The sequence below is a fragment of the Rhodonellum psychrophilum GCM71 = DSM 17998 genome (assembly GCF_000381545.1).
In the GTDB taxonomy this organism is placed as follows: Bacteria; Bacteroidota; Bacteroidia; order Cytophagales; family Cyclobacteriaceae; genus Rhodonellum; species Rhodonellum psychrophilum.
Window position 1 is genome coordinate 59,539 of sequence record NZ_KB906681.1, and the last position, 23,572, is coordinate 83,110.

The 23,572-nt window shown below is 40.2% G+C and carries 20 protein-coding genes and 2 pseudogenes; 20 read left to right on the plus strand and 2 right to left on the minus strand.

Annotation, left to right across the window (positions count from 1 at the left end):
• The first annotated feature begins 202 nt into the window (after positions 1-202).
• The 5 genes and pseudogenes from F824_RS0114145 to F824_RS27215 all read left to right on the plus strand — a co-directional run.
• Positions 203-661 carry a mobile mystery protein A gene (locus F824_RS0114145; protein WP_019598564.1) on the plus strand — a complete coding sequence of 153 codons (459 nt, stop codon included), beginning with the start codon at positions 203-205 and terminating at the stop codon, positions 659-661.
• A complete protein-coding gene (locus tag F824_RS0114150) occupies positions 652-1,248 on the plus strand; it encodes a mobile mystery protein B (protein WP_019598565.1) in 597 nt (198 codons plus the stop codon). Before F824_RS0114145 ends, F824_RS0114150 begins: the two co-directional genes overlap by 10 nt.
• Before the next feature lie 307 nt (positions 1,249-1,555).
• Positions 1,556-1,830, plus strand: a pseudogene (locus F824_RS27210) (type II toxin-antitoxin system RelE/ParE family toxin).
• Positions 1,831-1,840: 10 nt separating this feature from the next.
• Positions 1,841-2,140: a HigA family addiction module antitoxin gene (locus F824_RS0114155; RefSeq protein WP_019598566.1), complete on the plus strand. Its 300-nt coding sequence runs from the start codon at positions 1,841-1,843 to the stop codon at positions 2,138-2,140.
• Between the two features lie 112 nt (positions 2,141-2,252).
• Positions 2,253-2,387 (plus strand): annotated as a pseudogene (locus F824_RS27215) (type II toxin-antitoxin system HigB family toxin); the annotation flags it as partial.
• 146 nt (positions 2,388-2,533) lie between these two features.
• Here the strand turns inward: F824_RS27215 and F824_RS0114160 are convergent.
• Both F824_RS0114160 and F824_RS0114165 read right to left on the minus strand, forming a co-directional pair.
• Positions 2,534-3,265: a LytR/AlgR family response regulator transcription factor gene (locus F824_RS0114160; RefSeq protein ID WP_019598567.1), complete on the minus strand. Its 732-nt coding sequence runs from the start codon at positions 3,263-3,265 to the stop codon at positions 2,534-2,536.
• Complete coding sequence (locus F824_RS0114165; RefSeq protein ID WP_019598568.1) at positions 3,265-5,208, minus strand: tetratricopeptide repeat protein; 1,944 nt, start codon at positions 5,206-5,208, stop codon at positions 3,265-3,267. The genes F824_RS0114160 and F824_RS0114165 overlap by 1 nt, the downstream gene beginning before the upstream one ends.
• Before the next feature lie 340 nt (positions 5,209-5,548).
• Here F824_RS0114165 and F824_RS26870 point away from each other — a divergent pair, with 340 nt between their 5' ends.
• The 15 genes from F824_RS26870 (at position 5,549) to F824_RS0114270 (ending at position 23,529) form a co-directional block, all read left to right on the plus strand.
• Positions 5,549-6,316, plus strand: coding sequence for a hypothetical protein (locus tag F824_RS26870; RefSeq protein WP_019598570.1), 768 nt, complete (start codon positions 5,549-5,551; stop codon positions 6,314-6,316).
• Between the two features lie 327 nt (positions 6,317-6,643).
• Entirely contained in the window at positions 6,644-7,156 is a 513-nt protein-coding gene (locus F824_RS25945) for a YybH family protein (RefSeq protein WP_022582268.1), read from the plus strand.
• A gap of 123 nt (positions 7,157-7,279) precedes the next feature.
• Positions 7,280-8,611, plus strand: a complete 1,332-nt coding sequence (locus tag F824_RS0114190; protein WP_026333719.1) for a DUF418 domain-containing protein — start codon at positions 7,280-7,282, stop codon at positions 8,609-8,611.
• Between the two features lie 432 nt (positions 8,612-9,043).
• The gene (locus tag F824_RS0114200) at positions 9,044-10,990 is read left to right on the plus strand and encodes a sensor histidine kinase (protein ID WP_019598576.1); all 1,947 of its coding nucleotides are present in this window, start codon (positions 9,044-9,046) and stop codon (positions 10,988-10,990) included.
• A gap of 378 nt (positions 10,991-11,368) precedes the next feature.
• A complete protein-coding gene (locus F824_RS0114205) occupies positions 11,369-13,786 on the plus strand; it encodes an outer membrane beta-barrel family protein (protein ID WP_019598577.1) in 2,418 nt (805 codons plus the stop codon).
• Between the two features lie 174 nt (positions 13,787-13,960).
• Positions 13,961-14,227 (plus strand): hypothetical protein, encoded by a 267-nt coding sequence (locus tag F824_RS0114210; RefSeq protein ID WP_019598578.1) that lies wholly within the window; start codon positions 13,961-13,963, stop codon positions 14,225-14,227.
• 146 nt (positions 14,228-14,373) lie between these two features.
• Positions 14,374-14,793 carry a RidA family protein gene (locus F824_RS0114215; RefSeq protein ID WP_019598579.1) on the plus strand — a complete coding sequence of 140 codons (420 nt, stop codon included), beginning with the start codon at positions 14,374-14,376 and terminating at the stop codon, positions 14,791-14,793.
• 48 nt (positions 14,794-14,841) lie between these two features.
• Complete coding sequence (locus F824_RS0114220; RefSeq protein ID WP_019598580.1) at positions 14,842-16,050, plus strand: acyltransferase family protein; 1,209 nt, start codon at positions 14,842-14,844, stop codon at positions 16,048-16,050.
• A 42-nt stretch (positions 16,051-16,092) separates the two neighbouring features.
• A complete protein-coding gene (locus F824_RS0114225; protein WP_019598581.1) occupies positions 16,093-16,494 on the plus strand; it encodes a nuclear transport factor 2 family protein in 402 nt (133 codons plus the stop codon).
• A gap of 91 nt (positions 16,495-16,585) precedes the next feature.
• Positions 16,586-17,590: an NADPH-dependent aldehyde reductase Ahr gene (ahr, locus tag F824_RS0114230; RefSeq protein WP_019598582.1), complete on the plus strand. Its 1,005-nt coding sequence runs from the start codon at positions 16,586-16,588 to the stop codon at positions 17,588-17,590.
• 237 nt (positions 17,591-17,827) lie between these two features.
• Complete coding sequence (locus F824_RS0114240) at positions 17,828-18,829, plus strand: c-type cytochrome (protein ID WP_019598584.1); 1,002 nt, start codon at positions 17,828-17,830, stop codon at positions 18,827-18,829.
• Between the two features lie 159 nt (positions 18,830-18,988).
• Entirely contained in the window at positions 18,989-20,170 is a 1,182-nt protein-coding gene (locus F824_RS0114250; RefSeq protein WP_019598586.1) for a DUF1624 domain-containing protein, read from the plus strand.
• A gap of 78 nt (positions 20,171-20,248) precedes the next feature.
• Entirely contained in the window at positions 20,249-21,304 is a 1,056-nt protein-coding gene (locus F824_RS0114260; RefSeq protein ID WP_026333720.1) for an asparaginase, read from the plus strand.
• A gap of 85 nt (positions 21,305-21,389) precedes the next feature.
• Complete coding sequence (locus tag F824_RS0114265; protein ID WP_019598589.1) at positions 21,390-22,724, plus strand: Zn-dependent hydrolase; 1,335 nt, start codon at positions 21,390-21,392, stop codon at positions 22,722-22,724.
• Position 22,725: 1 nt separating this feature from the next.
• A complete protein-coding gene (locus F824_RS0114270) occupies positions 22,726-23,529 on the plus strand; it encodes a sterol desaturase family protein (RefSeq protein ID WP_019598590.1) in 804 nt (267 codons plus the stop codon).
• The last annotated feature ends 43 nt before the right edge of the window (positions 23,530-23,572 follow it).

Consider the following 23,572-nt stretch of genomic DNA (forward strand, 5'->3'; position numbering starts at 1 on the left):
CCTTTAATATCGGTGATGGGATATCCTTTGCTCTGTGGTAATTCGGATTTGCCGAATACGTGTGCATCGTATGAATGCTCTGATAATTTTTTGGGGTCTTTGCAGTTTTTGTGATCGTCAGGTTATTGCCTGATTATAATTTTTATTTGTCAGGCATTAGCCTTACTTTTATGGATATTTAATCAGGTTAAAGGCTGACATTATGGATAAAAAGAAAATTCAATTCGATCAACTTGAATCAAAGGTAAAGCGATTTTCTCATGCCCGGGAATTGCTGAACCCTCCTACCGGATGGATAAGAGCCATCCGACTGGCTTTTGGGATGTCCTTGCAGCAGCTGGCCAATAAATTGAAAATGACAAAACAAAGTGTTCAGGAAATTGAGATGAGAGAAAAAGAAGGCTCAATAACACTTAGATCATTAAGAGAAACTGCAAGGGCTTTAGATATGGAGCTTGTCTATGGCTTTGTTCCAAAGGATGGGTCATTGGAAAATTACCTTGACATTAAAGCCCGTTCTTTGGCTGAAAAAATAGTTTCCCGAACTTCAAACACCATGAAACTTGAAGATCAGGAAAACACGAAACAACGACTTAAAAAAGCGATTGAAGAGCGGGTAATCATTATTAAAAGAGAACTTCCCAAAGCTTTATGGGATTAGACTTGGTATACATCAATGGACAAACGCCATTAGATGAGGATGAAAAAGAAGCTCTCCTGATCCCTACAATAGCTAGCCGTGAAGAGTTGGACGAATTTGAACAACACAATATTGAAGAAGCCATGCAATGGGTTTTGAGTAGACCCTTAACAGCAAAAACGATTTTAACCGAAAAGTTTATATGTAATTTACATCAACGGATGTATGGAGACGTTTGGGCATGGGCCGGAAAATTCAGAAAGACCGGGAAAAATTTGGGTATAGATAAATGGCAAATTCCCACGGCACTGAAAATCCTTTGTGATGATACATACTATTGGATTCAAAATAAAACATTTACCGCTGATGAGACAGCTTTAAGATTTAAACACAGAATTGTAAGTATACATTGCTTTGCCAATGGAAATGGTAGACATAGTAGATTGATGGCAGATGTAATTATTGGTAAGGTTTATAAAATGCCATTATTCAGTTGGGGAACAGATGATTTAGTACACGAAGGAAAGGCCCGTTCTAACTATCTACAAGCAGTCAGAGCAGCTGATAAGGGTGATTTTGAACAACTTTTGAGGTTTGCCAGATCCTAAAAAGGTGTCTTCTCTTCAAAAAGACAGGAATACCTGCTGCGCATTCATTCAGCATCCATCATGGATTGGGATCAAGTCAGTTCAGACTTGCAGGTGTTAAGGAATCAACTTTTTTGACTTCTTAAAAACAGGAAAGAAACGTTTTTATGAAAAGGTTGGTAAATAATTTTTTCGCCCCAAATATCTGATGAATTTTGGACGAAATAAGTTCAATAGAAAGTTGTTATAATGAATGTTTTTATCTCAAAAAATCCCTCCTATTAGAAACCTTTTTTACTTACGTTTAAGGTTACTAACGTAATACATAATAATAGCAGGTTTTGGTTCAAAAGAAACTGAAAAAGTCTGGATAGGTGAACGGATTCCTAAATGGCCATTAGATATTCAGGAAACAGGAAGAAGAAAGCTTAGGATGCTTGATAACTCCCAAAATATTGCTGATTTACGAATTCCTCCATCAAATAGACTGGAAAAGTTATCAGGTGATCTAAAAGGGTTTTATAGCATTCGGATCAATGGAGAATTGTCTTCAAATGGTCTGATGGGAATGCTTCTGAAGTAAAGATTATGGATTATCATTGATTATTGATTTATGGAAAAATTAAGCAACATACATCCGGGAGAAGTTTTAAATGAGGAATTTTTAAAACAATTTGAAATTTCAGCAGATAGACTATCAAAAGACATCAATATCCCCCAAACAAGAATCAGTGAGATTGTAAAAGGAAGGAGAAGAATTACAGCTGATACAGCACTGATGTTAAGTAAATATTTTGGCACAACTCCTAAATTTTGGCTGGGTTTGCAAGATGATTTTGACATAGAAGAAGAAAGAAATCAGATAATTAAAGAATTGGATAAAATTAAAAAGATAAAAATAAACGAGGCTTAATCGAATTACACCTATTCCGGCACCGGATTTAAAATTTCACCAAGTGCTGTCACGCCTAGCCCTTCTTTTTTTTCAACCCGGTATCGTGGTTTCGCTAAAAAAGCGGTAAAATAAGGATAATCGGATTGTGTTCAACATCAAAGGAAATGATTATCGGTTGATTGTAAAATTTAACTTTGAGTCTCAACTTTGTTGGATAAGATGTATTGGAACGCACGCTGAGGTTGATAACCTGTCCGGCAGGTAGGAATTAACGCAAACTGACTTTAGATATGATCAGAAAATTGAGTTCAAAATTGAAAATACCAACTGAAGTTTTAATTCAAGATTATTAAATAACCTTTCTGAAAGTACCAAGGCCAATCCTGAAACATGCAGGTTTTGGAAAATCCATCAGACTTTGTGGATGCGTTTGAAGAGCTGATCCTTCAAGCCCTTGCCGATGGGGATGCTCTTCTTGCCGATTTCGAGGTGGGAATCTGCAACGGCATCCAAATGGGAAATATTGACCAAAAATGACCTGTGTACTCTCAGAAAAATGTCCTTGGGCAATTTGTCGCAGAGGTGTCCCAGTGCACTGACAATCGTATAGGTCTGTTCAGGGGTCACAATTTTACAATAATTGCGCTCGGCTTCTATATAGAGGATTTCCCCAAACATCAGCTTGATCAGTTTATTCTGGTTCCTGATAAAAATACGGTCTTCCAAAAAATTCACCGCCACATCTGACTCGTTTTCCGCACCCGCTTTTTCAGAAATTTGATTCACCACCAATGCGATGGTTCTTTCCAGATTCAGCATATGAAAAGGTTTGCCAATAAAAGCATAGGGATTGGTTTTTTTGGCCTCATTGAATGTCGCCTCATCAATATTGGCGGTGAGGTAAATCATGGGGATGGCTTTCCTTTCATGAATGGCTTTGGCGGTGGCGATGCCGTCCAATTTTCCCTTGAGCCGAATATCCATCAGGATTAAATCCGGTTCGTTTTCGAGGGCGTGATGAATAGCCTCTTCTCCCCGGGTTTCTATTCCGGTCACCTCATATCCAAGTTTGCTTAGCTGCAAAGAGATATTTGCGGCGATGATCATGTCATCTTCTACGATTAATATTCTGGTTTTATACATTATGCCGCATGTTGAATATGAAATTCAAAAAACACCTGGGTACCTCCCTCCTGAATCAAATGCATCTTCCCTTCCAGCTGCCGACAAAGTAAGCCGATCAGCTGACTTCCAAATCCGGTGCCGCTGATTTGGCCATCAACATGCATACCGATACCATTGTCTGCTACTTTTAGCAATAAGCTGCCACCACTTTCCTTCATACTAATGTCGATTTCTCCAATTTTGTTTTCGGGAAAAGCATATTTCAACGCATTGGTCAAGAGTTCATTCACAATCAAACCTATCGGAATGGCTCTGTCAATGTCAAGATCGAGTGCATCCATGACACAATTGATTTTTATCCTTTCGCTGGCCCCAAAGGTTTCCAGCACATATTGACCCAGATTCAGAAAGTATTTTTTCATTTCAATGGCGGCCATGTTTTCTCCCAGATAAAGGTTCTGATGGATCAAACCCATGCTGTGGACCCGATTTTGGCTTTCAATCATGATGTTTTGAAGGCTGTCATTCTCTATTTGTGCTGTTTGAAGGGAAAGAAGGCTGGAGATGATTTCCATGTTGTTTTTGACCCTGTGATGGATTTCTTTCAATAAAAACTCCTTCTCTTTGTTTTGCTTTTCGAGCAATTCACTGTAGCTTTTTTTCCGTAGAAATACCCGATAAAGGACTGCCAAAAAGAAAATCAGGACCGCGAACAGAATCAGAATAAATACCTGCAAAGTTTTTTGCTGATCAAGCCTGGCTTGCTGAATGTTGATGGTGGCTTCTTTTTGCGCCACATCCATTTCGGTCTGAAGCATGGCAAGCCTTTGACCGGCCTCGGCATTAAAAACTTCCTCCTGTAAATGATGGAAAATTTTAAATGCCTCATAAGATTCAGGCAAATCGCCCTTTCCTTCATACGATTTGCTCAATGCCTTGTAGGCATGGGCAAGGTAAAATTTATCTCCAAAATCACTTTTTGCCACCTCGATGCATTCAAGCAAATATTCCAAAGCATTGTCAAATTCACCAAGCGTATTTTGCAGTTTTCCAAGGGCTAAAAATGAGCGCATGATCATAAAATCATTTTCCAGTAAGCGGGCGTATTTTAATGCTGCATTTGCGGATTGTTGCGCTTGGACAAATTGGTTCAATTCCATATACAAATCAGCCAATGCAATGAAGGTATCACTGAGATTATTGTAGAAACCGTATTTTTCCCCGATTTCGACAGACGCATTAAAATAATCCAATGCTTCATCATATCTGCCCAAAGCGATCAGGTTATTTCCCACTACGTGAAAGGTGAAATCATAATCCAGATCTTTTATCCCCCTTTTTTTGAATAATTCCAATGCTTTCAAGCCATACTCCAAACCTTTTTCAAATTTCCCCTGCTTCCAAAACAGATTGCTGAGGTCGGAATACGCCATGGCCCTACCCTTACTATCTTGATGTTCCTCCGCTCTTTGAAGAGATTCCCCGGCGATTTCAAAGGCTTTGCTCAGGTCTCCCCTTCTTTCATAAACATAACCCAGGTTGGTATAAAGCAACCAACTTTCTTCCTCGGGAATTTTTCCCATGGCACTCCTGAGCGCCTCTTCGGCAGAATCCAATTCCTCCATGCGCAGCAACACGGCACCTTGGGAAACCTGGAATTTCCCTTCCCAATAAAGGTTTTCCAAGTCCAATGCTTCTTCCAAACCTTGATTGATAAATGCCAAAGACTTTTTGAGGTTTCGGGTATGGTAATAGTAGCCGAGATCATTCAGAATCTTCAAGCGAAGGGTCTTGTCCTTCATGTTCAAAAGTGAATTTTCCAGCACATCAAGATATTCCACCCCAAATTTATCGGTATCCACAAAAACCTCCCGGTACTTGCGATTCGCGCTCACTTCAAAAATCTGTGCGTCCAAGCCTAAAGGAATCAAAAGAACAAGACTGTAAAAAAGTATTTTCATCTATTCAACCCGTGTTATGCATTTCCAACCCTATTCCAAGCTGGAACCGCTAATGAATCAGTCTATTGTTTACCGTTTTTGACTTTACCAAATCGGTACGAAGCCCTATACACCAAATGGCCTTATTTTCTTACAGTTTCAATACCCACCGGGAACCCTACTGCATATCTATTTTTAAAGATAGGAAAATATACCATTCAGATATTCAATTTTTTACGATTTTGAAAACCTTCGGTAAGTATAATCCCAGCTTCGGACAGAAAACCACAGGATTCATCCCGAACGCTTTTTTTAATTTGAAAATCCAAGGCAAATTCAAATCAAACAAATCCAAAAAATCATGAAATCAAAAATGATAATGTTATCGAAAGGGCTTTTTAGCTTTCTGCTTTTATTTGTGACAATTCAGGAAACCCATGCCCAAGATGCCCCGAAGGGACATTTGATGAATGTAACCGAGTTAACCATCATCCCCGGGCACGACCTGCAATTTCAGGAAGGGATCAAAGCCTGGAAGAACTGCTACCTTGAAAACAAAGGCGAATGGAAGTGGAGAGTCTGGCGGAAAGATCAAGGGGAAGGTAGTGTCTATGTATTGGCCTCAAACATGGCCAATTGGGGAGATATGGATCTTACTGATGATAGCGGGAACAAATGTGCAAATCTGGCAAGACAGATGATCAATCAGCATATTGAAAAATCCAACAATCAAGTGACCCGGTTTCTTCCTGAGGTAAGTGCCAATGTAGCCATGGAAGATGAAGTCATCGGTGTCAACAGGTTTTACCTGAATATGGAAAACGGGCACAAATTTTTTGCGCTTATCAAAGAGGTGGAAGCCTTGGTGGCTAAAGCGGAAGGTTCCCTTCAACATTATTGGTACTCCTGGCAAACCGCCGGACCCGGAACACCCAACTACCATGTGGTGACCCCATTTAAAAATTATGCAGCTATGGATAGCCACAAGAGTGTCTGGGCCATTATAGAAGCGTCGGTTGGAAAGGAGAAAAGGGATGAAATGCAGCAGGTTTATAGAAGCTCAGTAAAAGAAAGTGATTATTCAACCTACAAACTTATGAAGGATATCAGCCATACCGGCAAGGAATGAGCCACTCCAAGGCAAATTGATGGCAAAACAATAGGAAATCCATGTAATGCATTGGGTTTCCTATTGGGGCTTGAAAATGCAAGAAAACCCGGCTGTTTGGAGAGCAATGCAAATCACCGATTTGGGGAAGTCAACAAACACAAATAACTGACTGACTAGGAATCCACTTCAGGTTCGAATAGCATTGGAAATGCATAAAAAAGATTGAACAAGCGTAAGGGTTTCTCCATAAGAGATTTAGTTGAGTTGATCAAACGCCCTTATGCTTTTTTTTGACGGCGAAGCCGAAAACCGATCAGAGTAGGCAATAAAAAACAGGAAAACACGATGAAAAATTCATTCCGATTCTTAATTGCATGTTTAGGATTTTCACTATTCAGTTTTGGCTGCAGCGAACCCACGGCTGAAAAAGAATCCGTATCAGTTGCAGTGGTCACAGAAACCAAGCCTGATATGGCCGCAATCAAAGCAGAAATACAGGCGATAGAAAAGGCTTGGTCCGCTGCTGACAATGCAAAAGATGCAAATTCCTTAGGGGCTTTCTTGGCGAATGATGCCGTGAGTATGTCCGCCAACAGTCCAATGGCAGTTGGCAAAGCCGCTATTGTAAAGGAAATGGAAGCCGGATTTGCCAGCAGACCTGCGGGGCAAACAGTTTCCTATGAGGTGTTGGACGTCTTTGGAGATGACAAATTGGTCACAGAAGTCGGGAAATCTACGCGTATGGATGCCTCGGGAAAAGTTATTTCCACCGGAAATTATATGGCAATCTGGGAAAAAAGAGATGGAAAATGGCTTTGTATCAGGGATATCGGCTACAGCAGTACCAAGGAAAATTGATTTTTCAGGGGAATTACCAATTCTTTTTTTTGAGGGGGTATTTGCAAATCCCCCCTCCTTTTTCAGTAAAAATAGAAACTTTAAAATCGGAGTAGTCCAAAACCGGAATAATCAAGCAAACATATGAATATAACAACCAGCACTTCCCTCTCCTCTATTCAAAGTACAGAACGCATCATCTCATTAGATGTCATGAGGGGAATAGTCCTGTGCGGCATCTTGTTGATGAACATCAATGGATTTGGCTTAGCTTTTGGTTACAACAACCCTTCTGTCTTAGGAGGGGATACAGGTTTGAATCTCTATACTTGGATGGTAACCAACCTTTTTTTTGAAGGAACTATGCGGGCATTGTTCTCTATGCTTTTTGGAGTAGGTATGTTTATATTTCTGGATAGACTTTTGAAAAAGGATGCTGGAATCAAGGCTTCTGATATCTATTTTCGCAGGATTACTTGGCTGCTGGTTTTTGGATTGATTCATGGGTATTTACTGCTTTGGCTAGGAGAGATTCTTTACGAGTATGCATTGATGGGATTTTTGGTTTATTCCTTTCGGAATATGGCACCAAGGAATCTAATATTTACTGCAGTTCTACTTTTCAGTATTGGAACAGCATGGAATTATAATGACTACCGAACAGACCATGAATGGTTCGGCAAGGTTCAACAAGCTGAGATGTCCCTTCTTTCAGGTCAGGAACTTTCAAAGGAATTAACAGAAGCCAAGGATTCATGGGATAAAAGAGAAGCTAAAAATTCACCGGAAGCCACTGGGGAATATATGAAGGAAATGCAGAAGGGATATTTTTCGGTAGTCAAGCACCTCGCTCCCATCATGTACGATTTCAATGTCAATGGCCCATATAGAGGAGGACTTTGGGACGTATTGAGTATGATGTTGATCGGCATAGCACTTTTTAGATGGGGACTGCTCTCAGGCGAAAAACCTTCCTTTCCTTATTGGCTGATGGTGGGAATTGGTTATCCCATTGGAATTGCAATCAACTATTATGAGATGCAAATGATTTTAGATGCTAATTTTTCCACCCTTTCATTTAGTCAGTCCAATATTACTTACTACTGGGGAAGAATTTTTGTGGCCATGGGACATGTAGGATTGATCATGCTTTTTTGCAAAACCCCCATCTTTGGATGGCTGAAAACATCTCTTGCTGCAGTCGGCAAAATGGCGCTGACCAATTACCTGATGCATTCTGTGATCTGTATGTTTGTTTTCACCGGAGTTGGCTTTGGCCTCTTTGGTCGATTGGAACGCTTCGAATTATTGTATGTGGTTTTCTCTATCTGGATTTTCCAGCTGATTGCCAGTCCAATCTGGTTAAAGTATTTCCATTTTGGCCCTATGGAGTGGGTTTGGAGAAGTTTGAGTTACCGGAAAAAGCCAGCGTTTAGGAAAGAGGCAGGGAAATTGGTCAGCGTGCCGGTGGCTTAAAAGAAATTCAGATGGACTAGCTGGTTTTCATTCAAGAAATAAATTTAAGTATTCAAAGGGTAAAACAATCCCTTCGTTCTTCTATGGTGTCAATTAAATAATCCCTATAAAGATTAATTTATAGATAGATGGTTTTCTCACTTTTACTCCTTAAAGTTCATAAAATTAAACCTGTTGCCCACCAGGTAATAGTTCTTGAACAGCATTTCCGGATGTCTCAAATTCTCCTGTTTTTTTTAACTGGAAATGTTTTGGTTATAAAAAATTCAAAATTTTGTACATCTTTAAGAAATGGCCAAATGCTAGAGTTTTGGGAACTTATAAAAAATCCTTGAAAAGTTTACTATGGAGCTTATCAAATTCCCGGTTAAGGGAAAGTAAATCCAACATTAATTTCTTTGATACATGAAGCGGATAACATCATAAACTCTAATGAAAATCTCCTTTTTTTTCTTTCTTTTTTTCTTATTTACCACAACTTTTGCTCAAAATCTTTCACCTGAGCAAGTTGCTGATTTGAGTGAAACTTATCGGGAGAAGGCATTGTGGTTTCGGGAAATGCCACATTTTAACCGTGACAGTACCGTTTTTTACCTTGATACCGCTGCTGCCTTACTCCATAATAGTAGGCCCATTCAATATGAACGTTTGGCAAATTTGTATAGGGATATTACCGATAGGGCCAATCGGTCCCATAACTTTATAGTGGTGGATTCTCTCGCTCCTATCGGCTGGTCTTATTATGAAAAAATTCCCGACGACCAAAAAGATAATGTTTTGGGTTATAATTTGTTGATCAATTGGGCTCTGATAAAAATAATTAGGGGAGAACCAAAACCTGGGCTAGAACTTTTTGTAAAAGCATTGGATTTGCTCAAAGATGATAAACGACCGGAGATTCAGCTAAAAATTTTAAAAGATAAGGGTAGGTTTTATTACCAATATGGCTTGGCAGAAGAAGAAGAAATAGGCATTCAATACTTGAAGGAGAGTATGATCGGCTATCAAAAATCAGATTATCCTGAAAAGTATGAAAGCCTTGTCATTGCATACAAACTATTGTCTTACCATTTCGAAAATTCAAATCCCGATTCGACAGATTATTATATGAATCGACTGAAAGAGCTTTTACCCCAAATCACCAATCCATTTCATCACACTTGGTATTATTATTCGATGGGTAATAACCTGATTAAAAGAAATAAATCTGACGAAGCACAATCATATCTGTTAAAAACCATACGACTATTGGAGGAATATAACCTGACTACGATAGATGTATATCAATTTGCACATTCCAGTTTGGGTGACATTGCCAAGGAAGAAGGCAGGTATGATGATGCAATTGACTATTATCAAAAAGCCAAGAATTCGTCTATTGAAATCAACACAAAATCAAATACAGCCTATTTTATCAGCAAATTATATAGTGTTTATGAGCAAATGGGCGACTTCAAAAAAGCACTTGAACACTACATTGAGTATTCTGAAGCTGACAATATTATCGAAGTAGAAAGAAACGAAAGAAGCCTTCGTGAAAGTGAATTGCAGTTGAATCTAGTCCAACAAGAGAAAGCGCTTGCCGTAAAAAAACAACAACAATACATTTACATAGTGGTCTTGTTCCTTGGCACTTTTATGCTTGGACTTTTATACCGGAATTACAGACTGAAACAAAAGAGTAATCAGAAACTGGAAGTACTGAATGAAGAATTAGCCCATAAAAATGATTTGCTTGATAAACGCAATGCAGAATATGAATTGCTTTTGAAGGAAATTCATCACCGGGTGAAAAATAACCTGGAAATCGTTTCGAGTTTATTGGAATTACAATCCTCACAGATACAAGACCCTTCGGTGCAGGCAGCCATGCTTTCCAGCCAAAACCGGGTTCACTCCATGGGAATTATTCACCAAAAACTCTATCAAGGTGAGAATTTGGCCTCCATCGAAATGCGGGATTATTTTATCAATTTGGGAGAAAATATTTTAGATTCCTTCAATGCCAGTGGTAAAATCAAAGTGGAGTGTAATATGTCGAAATTAATACTTGATGTAGATACGGCAATTTCTATTGGATTGATTACCAATGAATTAATTACAAATTCGGTAAAATATGCATTTGAAGGAAAAGATTCGGGAACGATAAAAATCAGTTTAAGCCCCATTGCCAATGAAGAGGAAAAAAAGGAAGTTGAACTAAAGCTTATCGTCACTGATGATGGGATTGGGAAAGTCGCCGATCAACCTTCAAAAGGCACAGGTTTTGGTACGCAGCTCATTGCGCTTTTGACAAGGCAATTGGATGGGGAATTGACTTATGAAAATAACAATGGGACAGTTGTTTCTTTACTTTTTAAAAAAGCGAACATAGCTTAATTTAATATTGAAAATCATATAAGTTTTGACCTGCCCAAATCCTGTCCCTGAAAGACGGGCAGGCCTTTTTCCGATTCGGTTTGAAAAGCAAGTTGCTGCACAACCAAGTCCCAAAACTCAACCTTTTTAGGCTTGTATTTTATTTAGGCATTTTAATTTTTTCCCTTACATTATAAATAGACATTCCTATTCAATTCCTTGTTTGGCTTAGGATTTTAGAGATGACTTGAATATCCCCACTTTGTATTTTTCATTGGAAAAATAAATTCCAGTAGTCGGACAGAAAAACAGCTGCTTCGTCCTTGTCCATAATTACATCAATCTGATTATCAAGATATTTACAGAGTATAGATTTTTAAAATTTACCTAAACCAAGATATGAAGACATTGATTTTACCAGTACTATTTTCCTTGTTGATTACCACGGCCTTTTCTCAGGGGATTATTCAGGGGAAGGTTCATGATTCACAAGCCAAAGAGATGTCATTTGCCAATGTATTGCTTTGGAATAAGCCTGATTCCGCTATGGTGAAAGGGGTTGTTTCTGATGAATCCGGAAGCTATATTTTTACAGAAATACCTAAAGGGGAATACTATGTTGAAGTATATAATCTGGGATATACCAAATCCTCTACTCCTGTTTTCAGTTTTTCGGGAACAGGAAAAAATAATTTGGCAACAATCATTTTGGTTCAGGAAGACACCAATCTCGAGGAAGTGACTGTAACTGCAACCCGGCCCTTTTTTGAGCTGGTGCAGGGGAAAATGGTAGTCAATGTAGCCAACAGTATTTCCGCTGCCGGCTTGTCGGTCATAGATGTACTGGACAGGTCTCCGGGAGTCATGGTCAACAGGCAGAGTAATTCCCTCTCTGTTTTGGGGAAAAACGGGGTGGTTATCCTGATGAACGGACATAGGTTCAGGATGCCGATGGAGGCCGCCTATCAGATGCTGGCAGGTCTGAACTCGAGTGACGTCGAAAAGATCGAAATCATCACAGTCCCCCCGGCCAACTATGATGCGGATGGTGATGCGGGTTTCATCAATATCGTGATGAAAAAAGACAATGCGATGGTAGGCACCAATGGTATCCTGACCATAGGCCAGGGCTATGGATCGGGATATAATGGCAATATGAGCTTCAGCCTCAACCATCAGGGTCCCAAATTCAGTTGGTTTGGGATTTTGTCCTCGACTTATGTAGATCAGGAGGCTGAATGGGAAGCCTTTAGAGGCAACAACAATGGATTTGAAAACATTGGAATTGATACTTACACAGACCGGTTTTCCACCAGAAAATCCATCAATTACCAGGCGGGATTTGATTATAAATTAACAACCAATACCATAATCAGTGGTTTGCTCAGTGGCTATAATAACCGTTGGGATATGACAGCACCAACTATTACCAATTCCAATTATTCCATCTCCCCGGATACCCTTGTCACGATGACAACGGTAGAAGTCAATAAATGGAGCCATATCATGGGCAATATCAATCTTCAACATACTTTTAAAAACGGGCAGGTCCTCAGTACCAACGTGGATTACCTGACCTATAAAAATTCCAACCCCTCCTGGTACACCATCATGAATTACAATGAATCCAATGATTTGATCGGTTCGGAGGAATTCAGGATAACCAAAGACACTCCCATTGACCTTTGGGTAGCAGACATGAACCATTCTATGAAAATTGGGAAATCAGTATCAGTAGAATCAGGTGTCAGGGCTACTTTTTCAAAATTCACCAATACCGTGGTCTTCGAAGAGAAATTTGGATCAGATTGGTTGATTGATTCAAAATTCACAAATGATGCCCTCCTCAATGAAGATATATTGGCAGCTTTTTCCACAGCAAAAATTGAATTAGATGAAAAAACCACCTTAAATGCAGGGCTAAGGTACGAGAACACAAAAACCAACCTGACGACCGTTTCTGGAGAGAAAATCGTTGACAGGAATTACGGGGATTTCTTTCCAACGGCATTTTTATCCAGAAAAATCAATGCCGACAACTTGGTTCAGGTGTCATACGGCCGCAGGATTACCCGCCCTACTTTCAATCAGATGGCACCTTTTGTGTTTTTTTCTGACCCTTTTACCTTTTTCGCCGGAAATGAAAATATACTACCGACCTATACCAACACTTTCAAAACAGATTATTCCTACAAGAGTATGATCTTCTTTGTGCAGTACAGCACAGATAAGAATGTAATCGCTTCCTTTCAGCCTTCTCTTGATGAAGAGACCAATACCGTATTCCTTAGAACGGAAAATCTTGACCAAAGGAAGACCGTTTCCATGATGGTCGCTTTTCCCTTAAAAATAACTTCCTGGTGGGAAACCCAAAACAATTTCACGGCCAATTATCAAAGAGTCAATTCAGATCTGAATGGAGAGGTTTATGAAGTGGATCAGAAAGGTATACAAGTAGTATTGACCAATACTTTTACCCTTCCCAAAAAATACACCATTGAGTTGATGGGGTATTATATTTCGCCTACTATCAACGGCTATTTCAATTGGCTTTCAAGGGGCTTTGTGAACCTGGGCATCCAAAAAGACTTTGAAAAATCCGGAATATTGCGGGTTTCCTGCAATGATATTTTTGAAACCAGTCAATTGCGATGGAGGTCATTTGAGGGTGCTGAATTGGAATTTTCTGGCAGGTTCAAGTTTGAAAAAAGAGTATTTATGGCCACCTACACCTATAAGTTTGGAAACAGCAAAATCAAGGGAACCAGGGACAGAAAAGTAGGCTCCCAAGAAGAACAGAGAAGGGTGACCAATTGATCATTTTTTCCTTGGGAAAATAAAACCATGCCTTGGGACAGAAATACAGCTGCTTTGTCCCTACTGGGTTTTAACCCATAAAATTAAAAGGTAGCTTTTCTTTTATAACACGAACAAGTTTTGAGGGAACCCTAACCCTATAAAGGCAGGCACAACCATTTAAATATCAACATCATGGCAACAGTAGTAACGAGACACAAAGTCGGGGATGCAAAGGCTTGGATTGCGGGTCATCAGGATCGCTTGGACCTTTTTGCTCCGGCAATAACAAGTTATAAGGCTTTTCAGGATATGGACGACCCCAATTCGGTCGTGTTGGTCATCGAGGTGACCGATCTGGAATTGTTAGGCTCCATCATCAATGATCCTAAAAATCAGGGAATCAAAGACAAGCACACGGTATTGGAACCGATAACCATGTCTATGGAAATTATTTATTAAAACTGCTACTGCCAAAAGCGTGCCGGCAAAAATGTCTGCATAAGTGACCTCGGCAATAGCGACCCGAAAGAAAATGAAAATCAAGAAGCAGGAGGTTTTCTAAGGGTCACCCCTCATTTTTCAAAAATGGATTAAACAAATAGAAAATGAATCCTACCAAACCAACCCAAACAGAAAAACCCGAATATTTCAGCCTAAGACCTGAAGTGGAAAAAGCCTACGGATACAGCCATGCCGTGAAGATTGGAAACATCATTAAAGTTTCCGGCGCGGTCAGCATGGATGATGAAGGAGGTCCCACAGCGGTGGGTGACTTTCTCCAACAGATGAAAAACTGTTATTCCGATCTGGACCAAGTGCTGAAACACTATGGATGCAGCTTTGACGATGTAGTGGTAGAGAATGTTTTTACCACGGATATGCCTGCCTTTTTGGAACATGCCGGCTACAGAAACACCATCTATACCAAGCATTTCCCCACAGGGTCCTGGCTGGAAGTCAAAGGTCTGGCCTTGCCGGAATTTTTGATAGAAATCGAATTGGAGGTGCATGTAAGCCATGAATAATTTCTAGAAGATAACATGACCAAAAATTTCACTTAATGAATAAACGAAATGAAAATAGAAGCGCATAAAACCGAACGCTTGCACTCACTTGACTCATTGAGGGCCATCATGATGCTATTGGGTTTAGTCATACATTCAACAATTACTTATGCCATTACAGATTATGGTGCTGCTTGGCCATTAAAAGATCCTGGCTCAACTCACCTCTCAAATGATTTTATCGTTGATTTCATTCATGCTTTTAGGATGCAAATATTTTTTGTTGTTTCCGGCTTTTTTGGTGCTATGCTATTTTATGAAAGAAACCCGCTGAAAATGTTGAAAAACAGGGTAGACAGAATCGTTCTTCCTTTTATTGTATTTGTGCTCTTACTTTGGCCTACTGTGTTTTTTGCCTTTGGGTATTCCAAATTAGTGTTTAATGGAAACCCAGACGCCTTGACAATAGTACTTTCCAATTTTTCAGATTGGAATATTCTTGTTCCGCCGAGAACATTTCATTTGTGGTTTTTATACTATCTGGCGATGATCACATTTTCCGTAGTGGTCTTAGCGCTGGTAGCTAAAAGAATCCCTGTAGCAACGGGTACAATTTCGAAAGTTTTTAACTGGGCGATTCAAAAACCCATATTACGGATCCTGGTATTTGCTGGAATTTCAGCAATTGTGTATTTTATCATGGGTACTTCGCAAGTAAACACTTCGACTTCATTCATACCTGACTTTAACACTTTCCTTTATTATTTTGTCTTTTATACGGTAGGTTGGATTTTATTCAAATCCAAACATCTTTTGGATACATTTAAAAAGTATGATTGGATGAATACCATTTTGGGTATCATCTTGTTTTCAATATTGTTTTTTATGAATGCATCTTTTGGTCTTGAAGCTAAAATTATTTTGAAATCCATTATGTTATGGTTATTTATTTTCGGAATCACAGGCCTGTTTATTAGATATGGGAGCAATCACTCCGCGAGAATGCGCTATATATCGGATTCATCCTATTGGGTTTATTTAATTCATTTACCATTCACTGCATTTATCCCAAGTCTTATCGTGGATTGGCCCATACCAGCCACATTGAAATTTTTGTTTGTCTTGATCATTACAGGAGTGATATGTTATGTAAGCTATCATTATCTGGTGAGAGGGACATTTATCGGGAAGTTTCTAAATGGAAGGAAATATTCAAGAAAGATAGCTGATATAAGGCAAGCTCAGGAAGCGGCACAAGTAGCACTAGCAAGAAATTAACAAACAAAAAACTCACATATAAACCCTTAAAAGATCATTAAAATGGAAAACAAGAACATGTCTATCATAGATGGGCTTTACAAAGCATTTGCTGCCGGTGATATCCCGACAGTTCTTGGCAGTATGGATTCCAAAATAGTTTGGAATGAAGCAGAAGGAAACACCTATGCCGATGGCAACCCTTATATAGGACCAGAAGCGGTATTGAATGGCGTTTTTGGCCGGATAATGCAGGACCATGAGTATTTTAATTTGGAGGATATCGAACTGCACGAGATGCTCAATGATAAAGTGTTGGCCACCTTGCGCTATGATGCCAAACACAAAAACGGGAACAGTTACAATGCTCAAGTGGCACATTTCTGGACACTGAATGACGGTAAAGTGGTGGCATTTCAACAGTACGTGGATACCAAAAAACTGCACGAGGCTTTAATGAACTAATGGAAAGCGAAACATTCTTTTGAATCCAATTCCTAAAGTTTGATTTTCAATAATCGACAACAGTTTGCCACACCATGACCGCAGGAAAAACATGAAAGTATCAGCATTTTCGGCCAAAGGCCCACAACAAAAATTACAGTCCTTTTCCTATGAAATGGGAGAGCTGGGACCTGAACAAGTCGATATCCGGGTGATCAACTGCGGAATCTGCCACTCAGATCTCAGCATGATGAACAATGATTGGGGAATGACTGCCTACCCCATTGTTCCTGGACATGAGATCATTGGTGAGGTTATCGCAGCAGGCAATGCCGTCAAAAACATTAAAGTCGGGGACAAAGTCGGTGTGGGATGGTTCTCCGGATCTTGCATGTCCTGCCATGAGTGTATGGATGGCGCCCATCATCTCTGCTCCGCTGCCGAGTATACCATTGGTGGCAGACATGGTGGCTTTGCAGACTATGTTCGAAGCCATTGGTCCTGGGCAATTCCACTGCCGGAAGGTATCGATTTGGACAAGGCAGGCCCCCTACTCTGCGGGGGAATCACCGTATTCAATCCCATCATTTTGGCCGGAGTCAAAGCCACAGACAAAGTCGGCGTCATTGGCATCGGAGGCTTGGGTCATATGGCACTCAAATTCCTAAACAAATGGGGTTGTGAAGTCATTGCTTTTAGCTCCAATCCTGACAAAAAGAAGTCTATTATGGAAATGGGAGCCACGCAGGTTATTGATTCCACCAATCCCGAAGAATTGGCCAAAATCGCAGGGAGTCTGAACTTTATTCTGAACACTGCCAATGTTACCCTGGATTGGAATTCCTATTTGGTTGCATTGGCTCCCAAAGGAAAATTCCACAATGTCGGTGCAGTCTTGGAGCCAATGGCTATTCCAGCATTTACATTGCTTACAGGAGAAAAATCAGTTGCCGGAAGTCCCCTCGGAAGCCCGGCCTTGACACGAACCATGTTGGAATTCTGCGTACGGCATGACATTTATCCGATTACAGAAGAATTCCCCATGTCAAAGGTGAATGAAGCAATAGAACATCTGGAATCCGGAAAAGCCCGTTTCCGAATCGTATTGAAAAACTAGAGGTGACAAAAATACCTAGGATGAACAAAGTCTAAAAAATAAAGGAAAGCCAAAATCGATTCAGCGTGAATAAATACCTTTAAAATCACTGAATTTTTTTTTCATTTTAATATATAATTTTGTTTTTATCACAATATGAATTACAATATACTTTTTAACATGTTTTTTTTTATAAATTGATTCTGATTTTAAATGCGATTTTGACTCCATTTGTACAACCACAAACGAGATAGCAAAATGGTGAAGAAAATTATTTTAAGCGTATTCATCCTGCTAATTGTAGCAGTAGGGGGATTGGTGATTTTTGTTCAACTGAACTGGGATAAAAAATATGATTATCCCTATCCCAATCTTCAGGTCAGTAATGACCCGGAAGTAATTGAAAGAGGTAAGTATCTCGTTCATGGCCCTGCACATTGTTCCAATTGTCATGTGGGCAGTGTTGCGGAAATGATAGCAGCTGATGCCGGAGAAAACATCCCCTTAAAAGGCGGGGCATCATTCCCCTTGGGACCTATAGGCACCATTTATCCGAGAAATCTGACACCCGACCCAAGCACAGGGATTGGAAGATACTCCGATGCGGAAATCTTCAGAATGATGCGCCATGCAGTGAAGCCTGATGGAACGGCAACTTTATCCGTCCTCATGCCTTTTTGGGACATGGCCGATGAAGACCTGATCGCAGTGGTCTCCTATTTGAGAACCTTGGCTCCAGTCAATAATGTGGTTCCCGATAATGATTGGACCTTTATGGGCAAGGCTGTGCGGGTGATGGCTTCTTCCTTTCAGCCGATAGAAAATCCCAAACCCTACCCCAAAACTCCTCCAATGGCAGCGACCATTGAGCGGGGCAAATACCTTTCCCGGTATGTGGCCAATTGTGTGGGTTGTCATACCGCAAGGGATCCCATGACTTTTGAAGCCATAGGGCCGGAATATGGTGGCGGGATGGAATTTGAGCCTTGGCCTGAATTTGCCTTGGCTGTAGGAGGAGATCCTGAAATATGGACGCGTACTCCCAATATCACCCCACATCCCAACAGTGCCCTATCGAAATTCAAAACAGTGGAGGAATGGAAAGCACGTTTTCGTCAGGGAAGAATTATCAACATCTCCCAAATGCACTGGGGCCCTTTTTCCAGAATGACAGATGAGGATTTGGAAGCGCTATACCTCTACCTTTCAAGCTTGGAACCACAGGATTATGATCCGGGTGAGTTGATGTTTAAAAAATAAGAGCGAATTTAATTTTAGACAATCTAATATTTAGAAAAAAACAAGTATGATTTTAACCAACAATTGGACGATGACCGCATGGTCACTGTCAATATCCTTTAAATTTTTAACCAGGGAAAATCTATTTTTTTCAGATCATAAAATTTTTCAAAAACCCTGATGACATCAATTCCCATTTCCAACAATAGAATCTCCTCCCTTGATTTAGTCAAAGGGCTGGCCATGATCATCATGGCGCTGGACCATACGCGGGATTATGTGCATGCTCAGGCTTTTTTGTTTGATCCTGCTGATCCGACTCAGACGACTTTGGCGATCTTCTTTACCCGATGGGTCACCCACTTCTGTGCCCCGGCTTTTAGTTTATTGGCAGGTATGTCTGCCTTTATGGTAGGAAAGAGAAAACCTAAAAATGAATTGTCAGGATTTCTTTTAAAAAGGGGAATTTGGTTGGTAATTATTGAGTTGACCCTTGTAAATTTTGGTTGGCTTTTTGATTTCAGTTATGGCACTCTACTCTTACAGGTGATTTGGTCTTTGGGAATCAGCATGATCGCTTTGGCGGGATTGGTGTATCTCCCACGAAACATCCTCCTGGTTTTCAGCCTTATCCTGATTTTTGGGCATAACCTTCTTGATACCATCAGTTTGGACGACTCCATAGTATGGGCTTTATTTCATCAACTTAATATTTTCAACTTATCCGACAGTTTGATGTTGGTGGTCGGTTATCCCATTATCCCTTGGGTGGCAGTGATGTCCTTGGGCTATTGCCTTGGCTCTTTTTATGATCGTTCTGTAGATCCTGTTAAAAGAAGGGAAACATTCAACTTTATCGGGATTTCGGCAATTGTCTTGTTTGTGATTTTGGGGGGAAGCAATGTATATGGCGATCCCATCGCTTTCGAACAATTTGGATCATTTTCCAAAAACCTCGTGTCCTTCCTAAATCCTACTAAGTATCCGCCCTCCCTTTTATTTCTGTTGATGACCTTAGGCGGGACATTGCTGCTTTTGGCCAACTCCGAAAAATGGAAAGGCAAAGCGGTAGATTTCATCTGTTCCTTTGGTAGGGTTCCTTTCTTTTTCTATATCATCCACATTTATCTTATCCATTTGATCGCCATTGGTTTGGCGGCAATGACAGGCTATAGCTGGGAAAAAAATATGGTTATGGCGGCTTGGGGAATAATTGAAAATCCACTTCCGGGGTATGGATTTCCGCTTTGGGTAGTGTATTTGGTTTGGATATCGGTGATCTTATTGCTGTATCCTATTTGCAAAAAGTTTGATAGGTATAAAATGGGCAATAAGGATAAATGGTGGTTGAGTTATTTTTGATTTGGTTGCAAATCAAATTAAAAGCCTACGGCAATTATTTCAGAATTGCCTCTATTTCAATCATGAAAAAAAATACAGATGAAAAAATTGTTATTGATCCTTTTTTGCTTCAGCTTAATTAATTGTGCCAAATCACAAAATTTACCACGTGTGATTATACTTTCAACAGGTGGTACTATCGCAGGAGAACAGCCTAATACTGATCAAGCAGGTTACATCTCTGGCAAAATCCCAATAGAAGAATTACTGAAGAATATCCCTTCCATCACTCAAAAAACAACTGTTCAGGGAGAGCAAATATCAGCTATAGGAAGTAATTATATGACCGTGGATATATGGCTCAAACTAGCGAGACGTATCAATGAAATATTTGCCAACAATGAAGCGGACGGTATTGTCATTACACACGGCACAGATACACAGGAAGAAACAGCCTATTTTCTAAGCCTTACCGTAAATTCGGACAAGCCGGTGGTTTTAACAGGCTCGATGCGGCCGGCGACCGCATTAAGCAGTGATGGGTCCAAAAATTTATATGATGCGATTGTCGTGGCCATTGATCCCAATAGCAAAGAAAAGGGCATTATGGTGTCCTTTAATGAAAAAATTTATAGTGCCAAAAATGTGGTCAAGATAAATACTACTAGTACCAATGCATTTGCATCTCCCAATATTGGTCCGATAGGAGAAGTATATGATGGCAAAGTTACTTTCAATATCCAATCCCATAAAAGGAATTCGGATTTTATGCCATTTGATATCAGTAAAATTGATTCTTTACCTAAAGTAGAAATAGTATATGCGTATGCAGATGCGTCCAATATTGCTATTGACGCTCTAATCAATGCCAATACCCCGGGAATTATAATAGCTGGTACAGGGGGAGGAAGTTTCAGCAAAGCTATTTTAGAATCTGCGCAAAATGCAACCAAGAAAAATATAATGGTAGTCCGGTCCTCAAGAGTAGTTTCAGGAAAAGTTCACAGCGTATATATTGGGGATTTTGAAGATGCAAAAAATGGAACTATTGCATCTGATGACCTTAATCCCCAAAAAGCAAGAATACTTCTGATGCTTGCCTTAACCATCACACAGGACAAGGATAAAATTCAGGAAATGTTTTTGACCTATTGATTTTTAATGACAAAATTCATCCAAATTAGATTTAAAGATCAATAATTCATTTGCACACATCAGTTTTAACGAAATATCAAGAAATATGAAATCACTAATCCTTTCAATCTCCTTTTTGCTGTTTAGCCTTTCCGTTATGGCCCAGGTCAGCTTCTCGACTGACCCCATCAAAGTCAATGAACAACGCATCGAGAAGAGGATTTTTGAACTGGCAGCCTTTGGCAAGAATGAGAAAGGAGAACCTTTTCGGGTTGCTTACAGCCACGGGGATATTGAAGGCAGGGCTTACTTTATGGATCTGATGCGAAAAGCAGGCTTGGAGGTGCATGTTGATTATGCAGGCAATATCATTGGAAAAAGAGCCGGTAAAGATCCCTCCAAAAAACCCATTGCTTTTGGTTCTCATATAGACATGGTACCGAACGGTGGAAATTATGACGGAGCCTATGGTTCCATCACCGCATTGGAAATCATCGAAGTCCTCAATGAAAATAAGATCATTACGAATCATCCCCTCGAAGTCATTATTTTCCAAAATGAAGAAGGGGGATTGGTTGGAAGCAGGGCGCTGACCGGAAATATAAACAAAGCCGCTTTGTCCCAAAGAAGTGCCAGTGGCCTAACCCTTGAAGAAGGAATCCGGGCCATCGGTGGCGATCCGAAAAGATTGGATGAAGTGGTCCGAAAAAAAGGCGATTTAACTGCTTTTCTGGAGATTCATATTGAACAAAGCAAGGTCTTGGAAAGCCAAGGCATCGATGTGGCTATTGTGGAAGGAATAGTAGGCATTGAGGATTGGGACATTACGATAGTAGGAATGGCCAATCATGCCGGAAGCACGCCCATGAATGACCGACAGGATGCACTGATCGCAGCTTCCAGATTGGTGCTGGCAGTCAATGAAGTGGTCAACAGCTATGAAGGTGCCCAAGTCGGCAGTGTGGGTAAGATATCTGTGCCCTCTGGTGCACCCAATGTAATTCCCGGAAAAGTAGAAATGAGCCTACAAATGCGGGACCTATCGGCAGAAAAGATCATGAAAATGTTTGTTGATATTGAAAGGCGTGCGGAACAGATCGCCAAAGAAACCAATACCCAAATTCAATTTGAAAACCTGAACCTCGGTACTACCCCAACCTTTGCCAGTCAGGAAATGCAGGATAAAATGATGGAAGCGGCCAATGCTCTTGGCATTTCCAATATCAAAATGCAGAGTGGTGCCGGACATGATGTGCAGGAAATGGCAGCTTTGGGCCCAATTGGTTTGGTGTTTATCCCGAGCAAGGACGGCATCAGCCACAATCCCAAAGAATATTCATCACCCAAAGAAATGGCCAATGGGGCCAATGTGATGCTGCATACGGTGTTGTTATTGGATAAAAGTTTAACTGAAAAAGATATCGGAATTCAATTAAAATAACATGATGAAAGCCATTGAATACCTCCTCAGCATCGACCTCAATTACATCGTAATCGGGTTGATAGCCGTATTTTTCACCTTGGAACATCTCCTCAGTACTCAATTTTCCTTCACGGACAGAGGAAAGCATTTTTGGAACAGCTTCCTGTTCCAAATTGTATTCCTGATTGGAAATATATTTTGGGCAATCGCCTTTGTCTTCTGCATAGAATGGCTCAATCAAAAAGAAATCGGATTGTTTTTTCTGATTGAAATCCCAGTTTGGTTGAAGTTAATCTTGGGCGTGATGCTCCTGGATTTGGCTACCTATTGGTTTCACAGGATTTCCCATCTCGTTCCACTTATTTGGCGATTTCATCGAGTTCACCACAGTGATACGACGATGGACTCTTCCAGCTATTTCCGCTCTCACCCTATTGAGGTACTGTTCTGGTTTGGAAGTGCTCCAATATTGATGTCGGCTATTTTCGGATTCGATTTATTGACCATAGGGATGTATTTTTTGGTGGCAACTCCTTTTCTGGTCATCGAGCACTCCAATCTCCGCTTCCCTTCATGGTCGGACAAAACCATAGGATTGGTTTTCACTACACCCAACCTGCACAAGATCCACCATGATCAGGATCAATATTATACGGACTCCAATTTTGCCGACATATTTATCCTTTGGGACAGAATTTTCGGCACATTCAAATACAAACCTGCCGAAGAAGTCAAACTTGGATTGGTAGAGTTTGATGAACCAAAGAAGCAGACTTTTTGGTATCTCATCAGGAGTCCATTTATCAATATTGAGAAGATTTAAAAGGAAAGAAAAGAGAATTATTGAAATAGAGTAGTCTTTTTGG

What these genes read in the sequence shown, in the direction of transcription:
- F824_RS0114155 (WP_019598566.1), top strand. Translation starts at nt 1,841, where the DNA reads ATGGAAAAATTAAGCAACATACATCCGGGAGAAGTTTTAAATGAGGAA.
- F824_RS0114205 (WP_019598577.1), top strand. Translation starts at nt 11,369, where the DNA reads ATGAAGACATTGATTTTACCAGTACTATTTTCCTTGTTGATTACCACG.
- F824_RS0114240 (WP_019598584.1), top strand. Translation starts at nt 17,828, where the DNA reads ATGGTGAAGAAAATTATTTTAAGCGTATTCATCCTGCTAATTGTAGCA.
- F824_RS26870 (WP_019598570.1), top strand. Translation starts at nt 5,549, where the DNA reads ATGAAATCAAAAATGATAATGTTATCGAAAGGGCTTTTTAGCTTTCTG.
- F824_RS0114210 (WP_019598578.1), top strand. Translation starts at nt 13,961, where the DNA reads ATGGCAACAGTAGTAACGAGACACAAAGTCGGGGATGCAAAGGCTTGG.
- F824_RS0114270 (WP_019598590.1), top strand. Translation starts at nt 22,726, where the DNA reads ATGATGAAAGCCATTGAATACCTCCTCAGCATCGACCTCAATTACATC.
- F824_RS0114200 (WP_019598576.1), top strand. Translation starts at nt 9,044, where the DNA reads ATGAAAATCTCCTTTTTTTTCTTTCTTTTTTTCTTATTTACCACAACT.
- F824_RS25945 (WP_022582268.1), top strand. Translation starts at nt 6,644, where the DNA reads ATGAAAAATTCATTCCGATTCTTAATTGCATGTTTAGGATTTTCACTA.
- F824_RS0114145 (WP_019598564.1), top strand. Translation starts at nt 203, where the DNA reads ATGGATAAAAAGAAAATTCAATTCGATCAACTTGAATCAAAGGTAAAG.
- ahr (WP_019598582.1), top strand. Translation starts at nt 16,586, where the DNA reads ATGAAAGTATCAGCATTTTCGGCCAAAGGCCCACAACAAAAATTACAG.
- F824_RS0114225 (WP_019598581.1), top strand. Translation starts at nt 16,093, where the DNA reads ATGGAAAACAAGAACATGTCTATCATAGATGGGCTTTACAAAGCATTT.
- F824_RS0114215 (WP_019598579.1), top strand. Translation starts at nt 14,374, where the DNA reads ATGAATCCTACCAAACCAACCCAAACAGAAAAACCCGAATATTTCAGC.
- F824_RS0114160 (WP_019598567.1), bottom strand. Translation starts at nt 3,265, where the DNA reads ATGTATAAAACCAGAATATTAATCGTAGAAGATGACATGATCATCGCC.
- F824_RS0114165 (WP_019598568.1), bottom strand. Translation starts at nt 5,208, where the DNA reads ATGAAAATACTTTTTTACAGTCTTGTTCTTTTGATTCCTTTAGGCTTG.
- F824_RS0114265 (WP_019598589.1), top strand. Translation starts at nt 21,390, where the DNA reads ATGAAATCACTAATCCTTTCAATCTCCTTTTTGCTGTTTAGCCTTTCC.
- F824_RS0114250 (WP_019598586.1), top strand. Translation starts at nt 18,989, where the DNA reads ATGACATCAATTCCCATTTCCAACAATAGAATCTCCTCCCTTGATTTA.
- F824_RS0114150 (WP_019598565.1), top strand. Translation starts at nt 652, where the DNA reads ATGGGATTAGACTTGGTATACATCAATGGACAAACGCCATTAGATGAG.
- F824_RS0114260 (WP_026333720.1), top strand. Translation starts at nt 20,249, where the DNA reads ATGAAAAAATTGTTATTGATCCTTTTTTGCTTCAGCTTAATTAATTGT.
- F824_RS0114190 (WP_026333719.1), top strand. Translation starts at nt 7,280, where the DNA reads ATGAATATAACAACCAGCACTTCCCTCTCCTCTATTCAAAGTACAGAA.
- F824_RS0114220 (WP_019598580.1), top strand. Translation starts at nt 14,842, where the DNA reads ATGAAAATAGAAGCGCATAAAACCGAACGCTTGCACTCACTTGACTCA.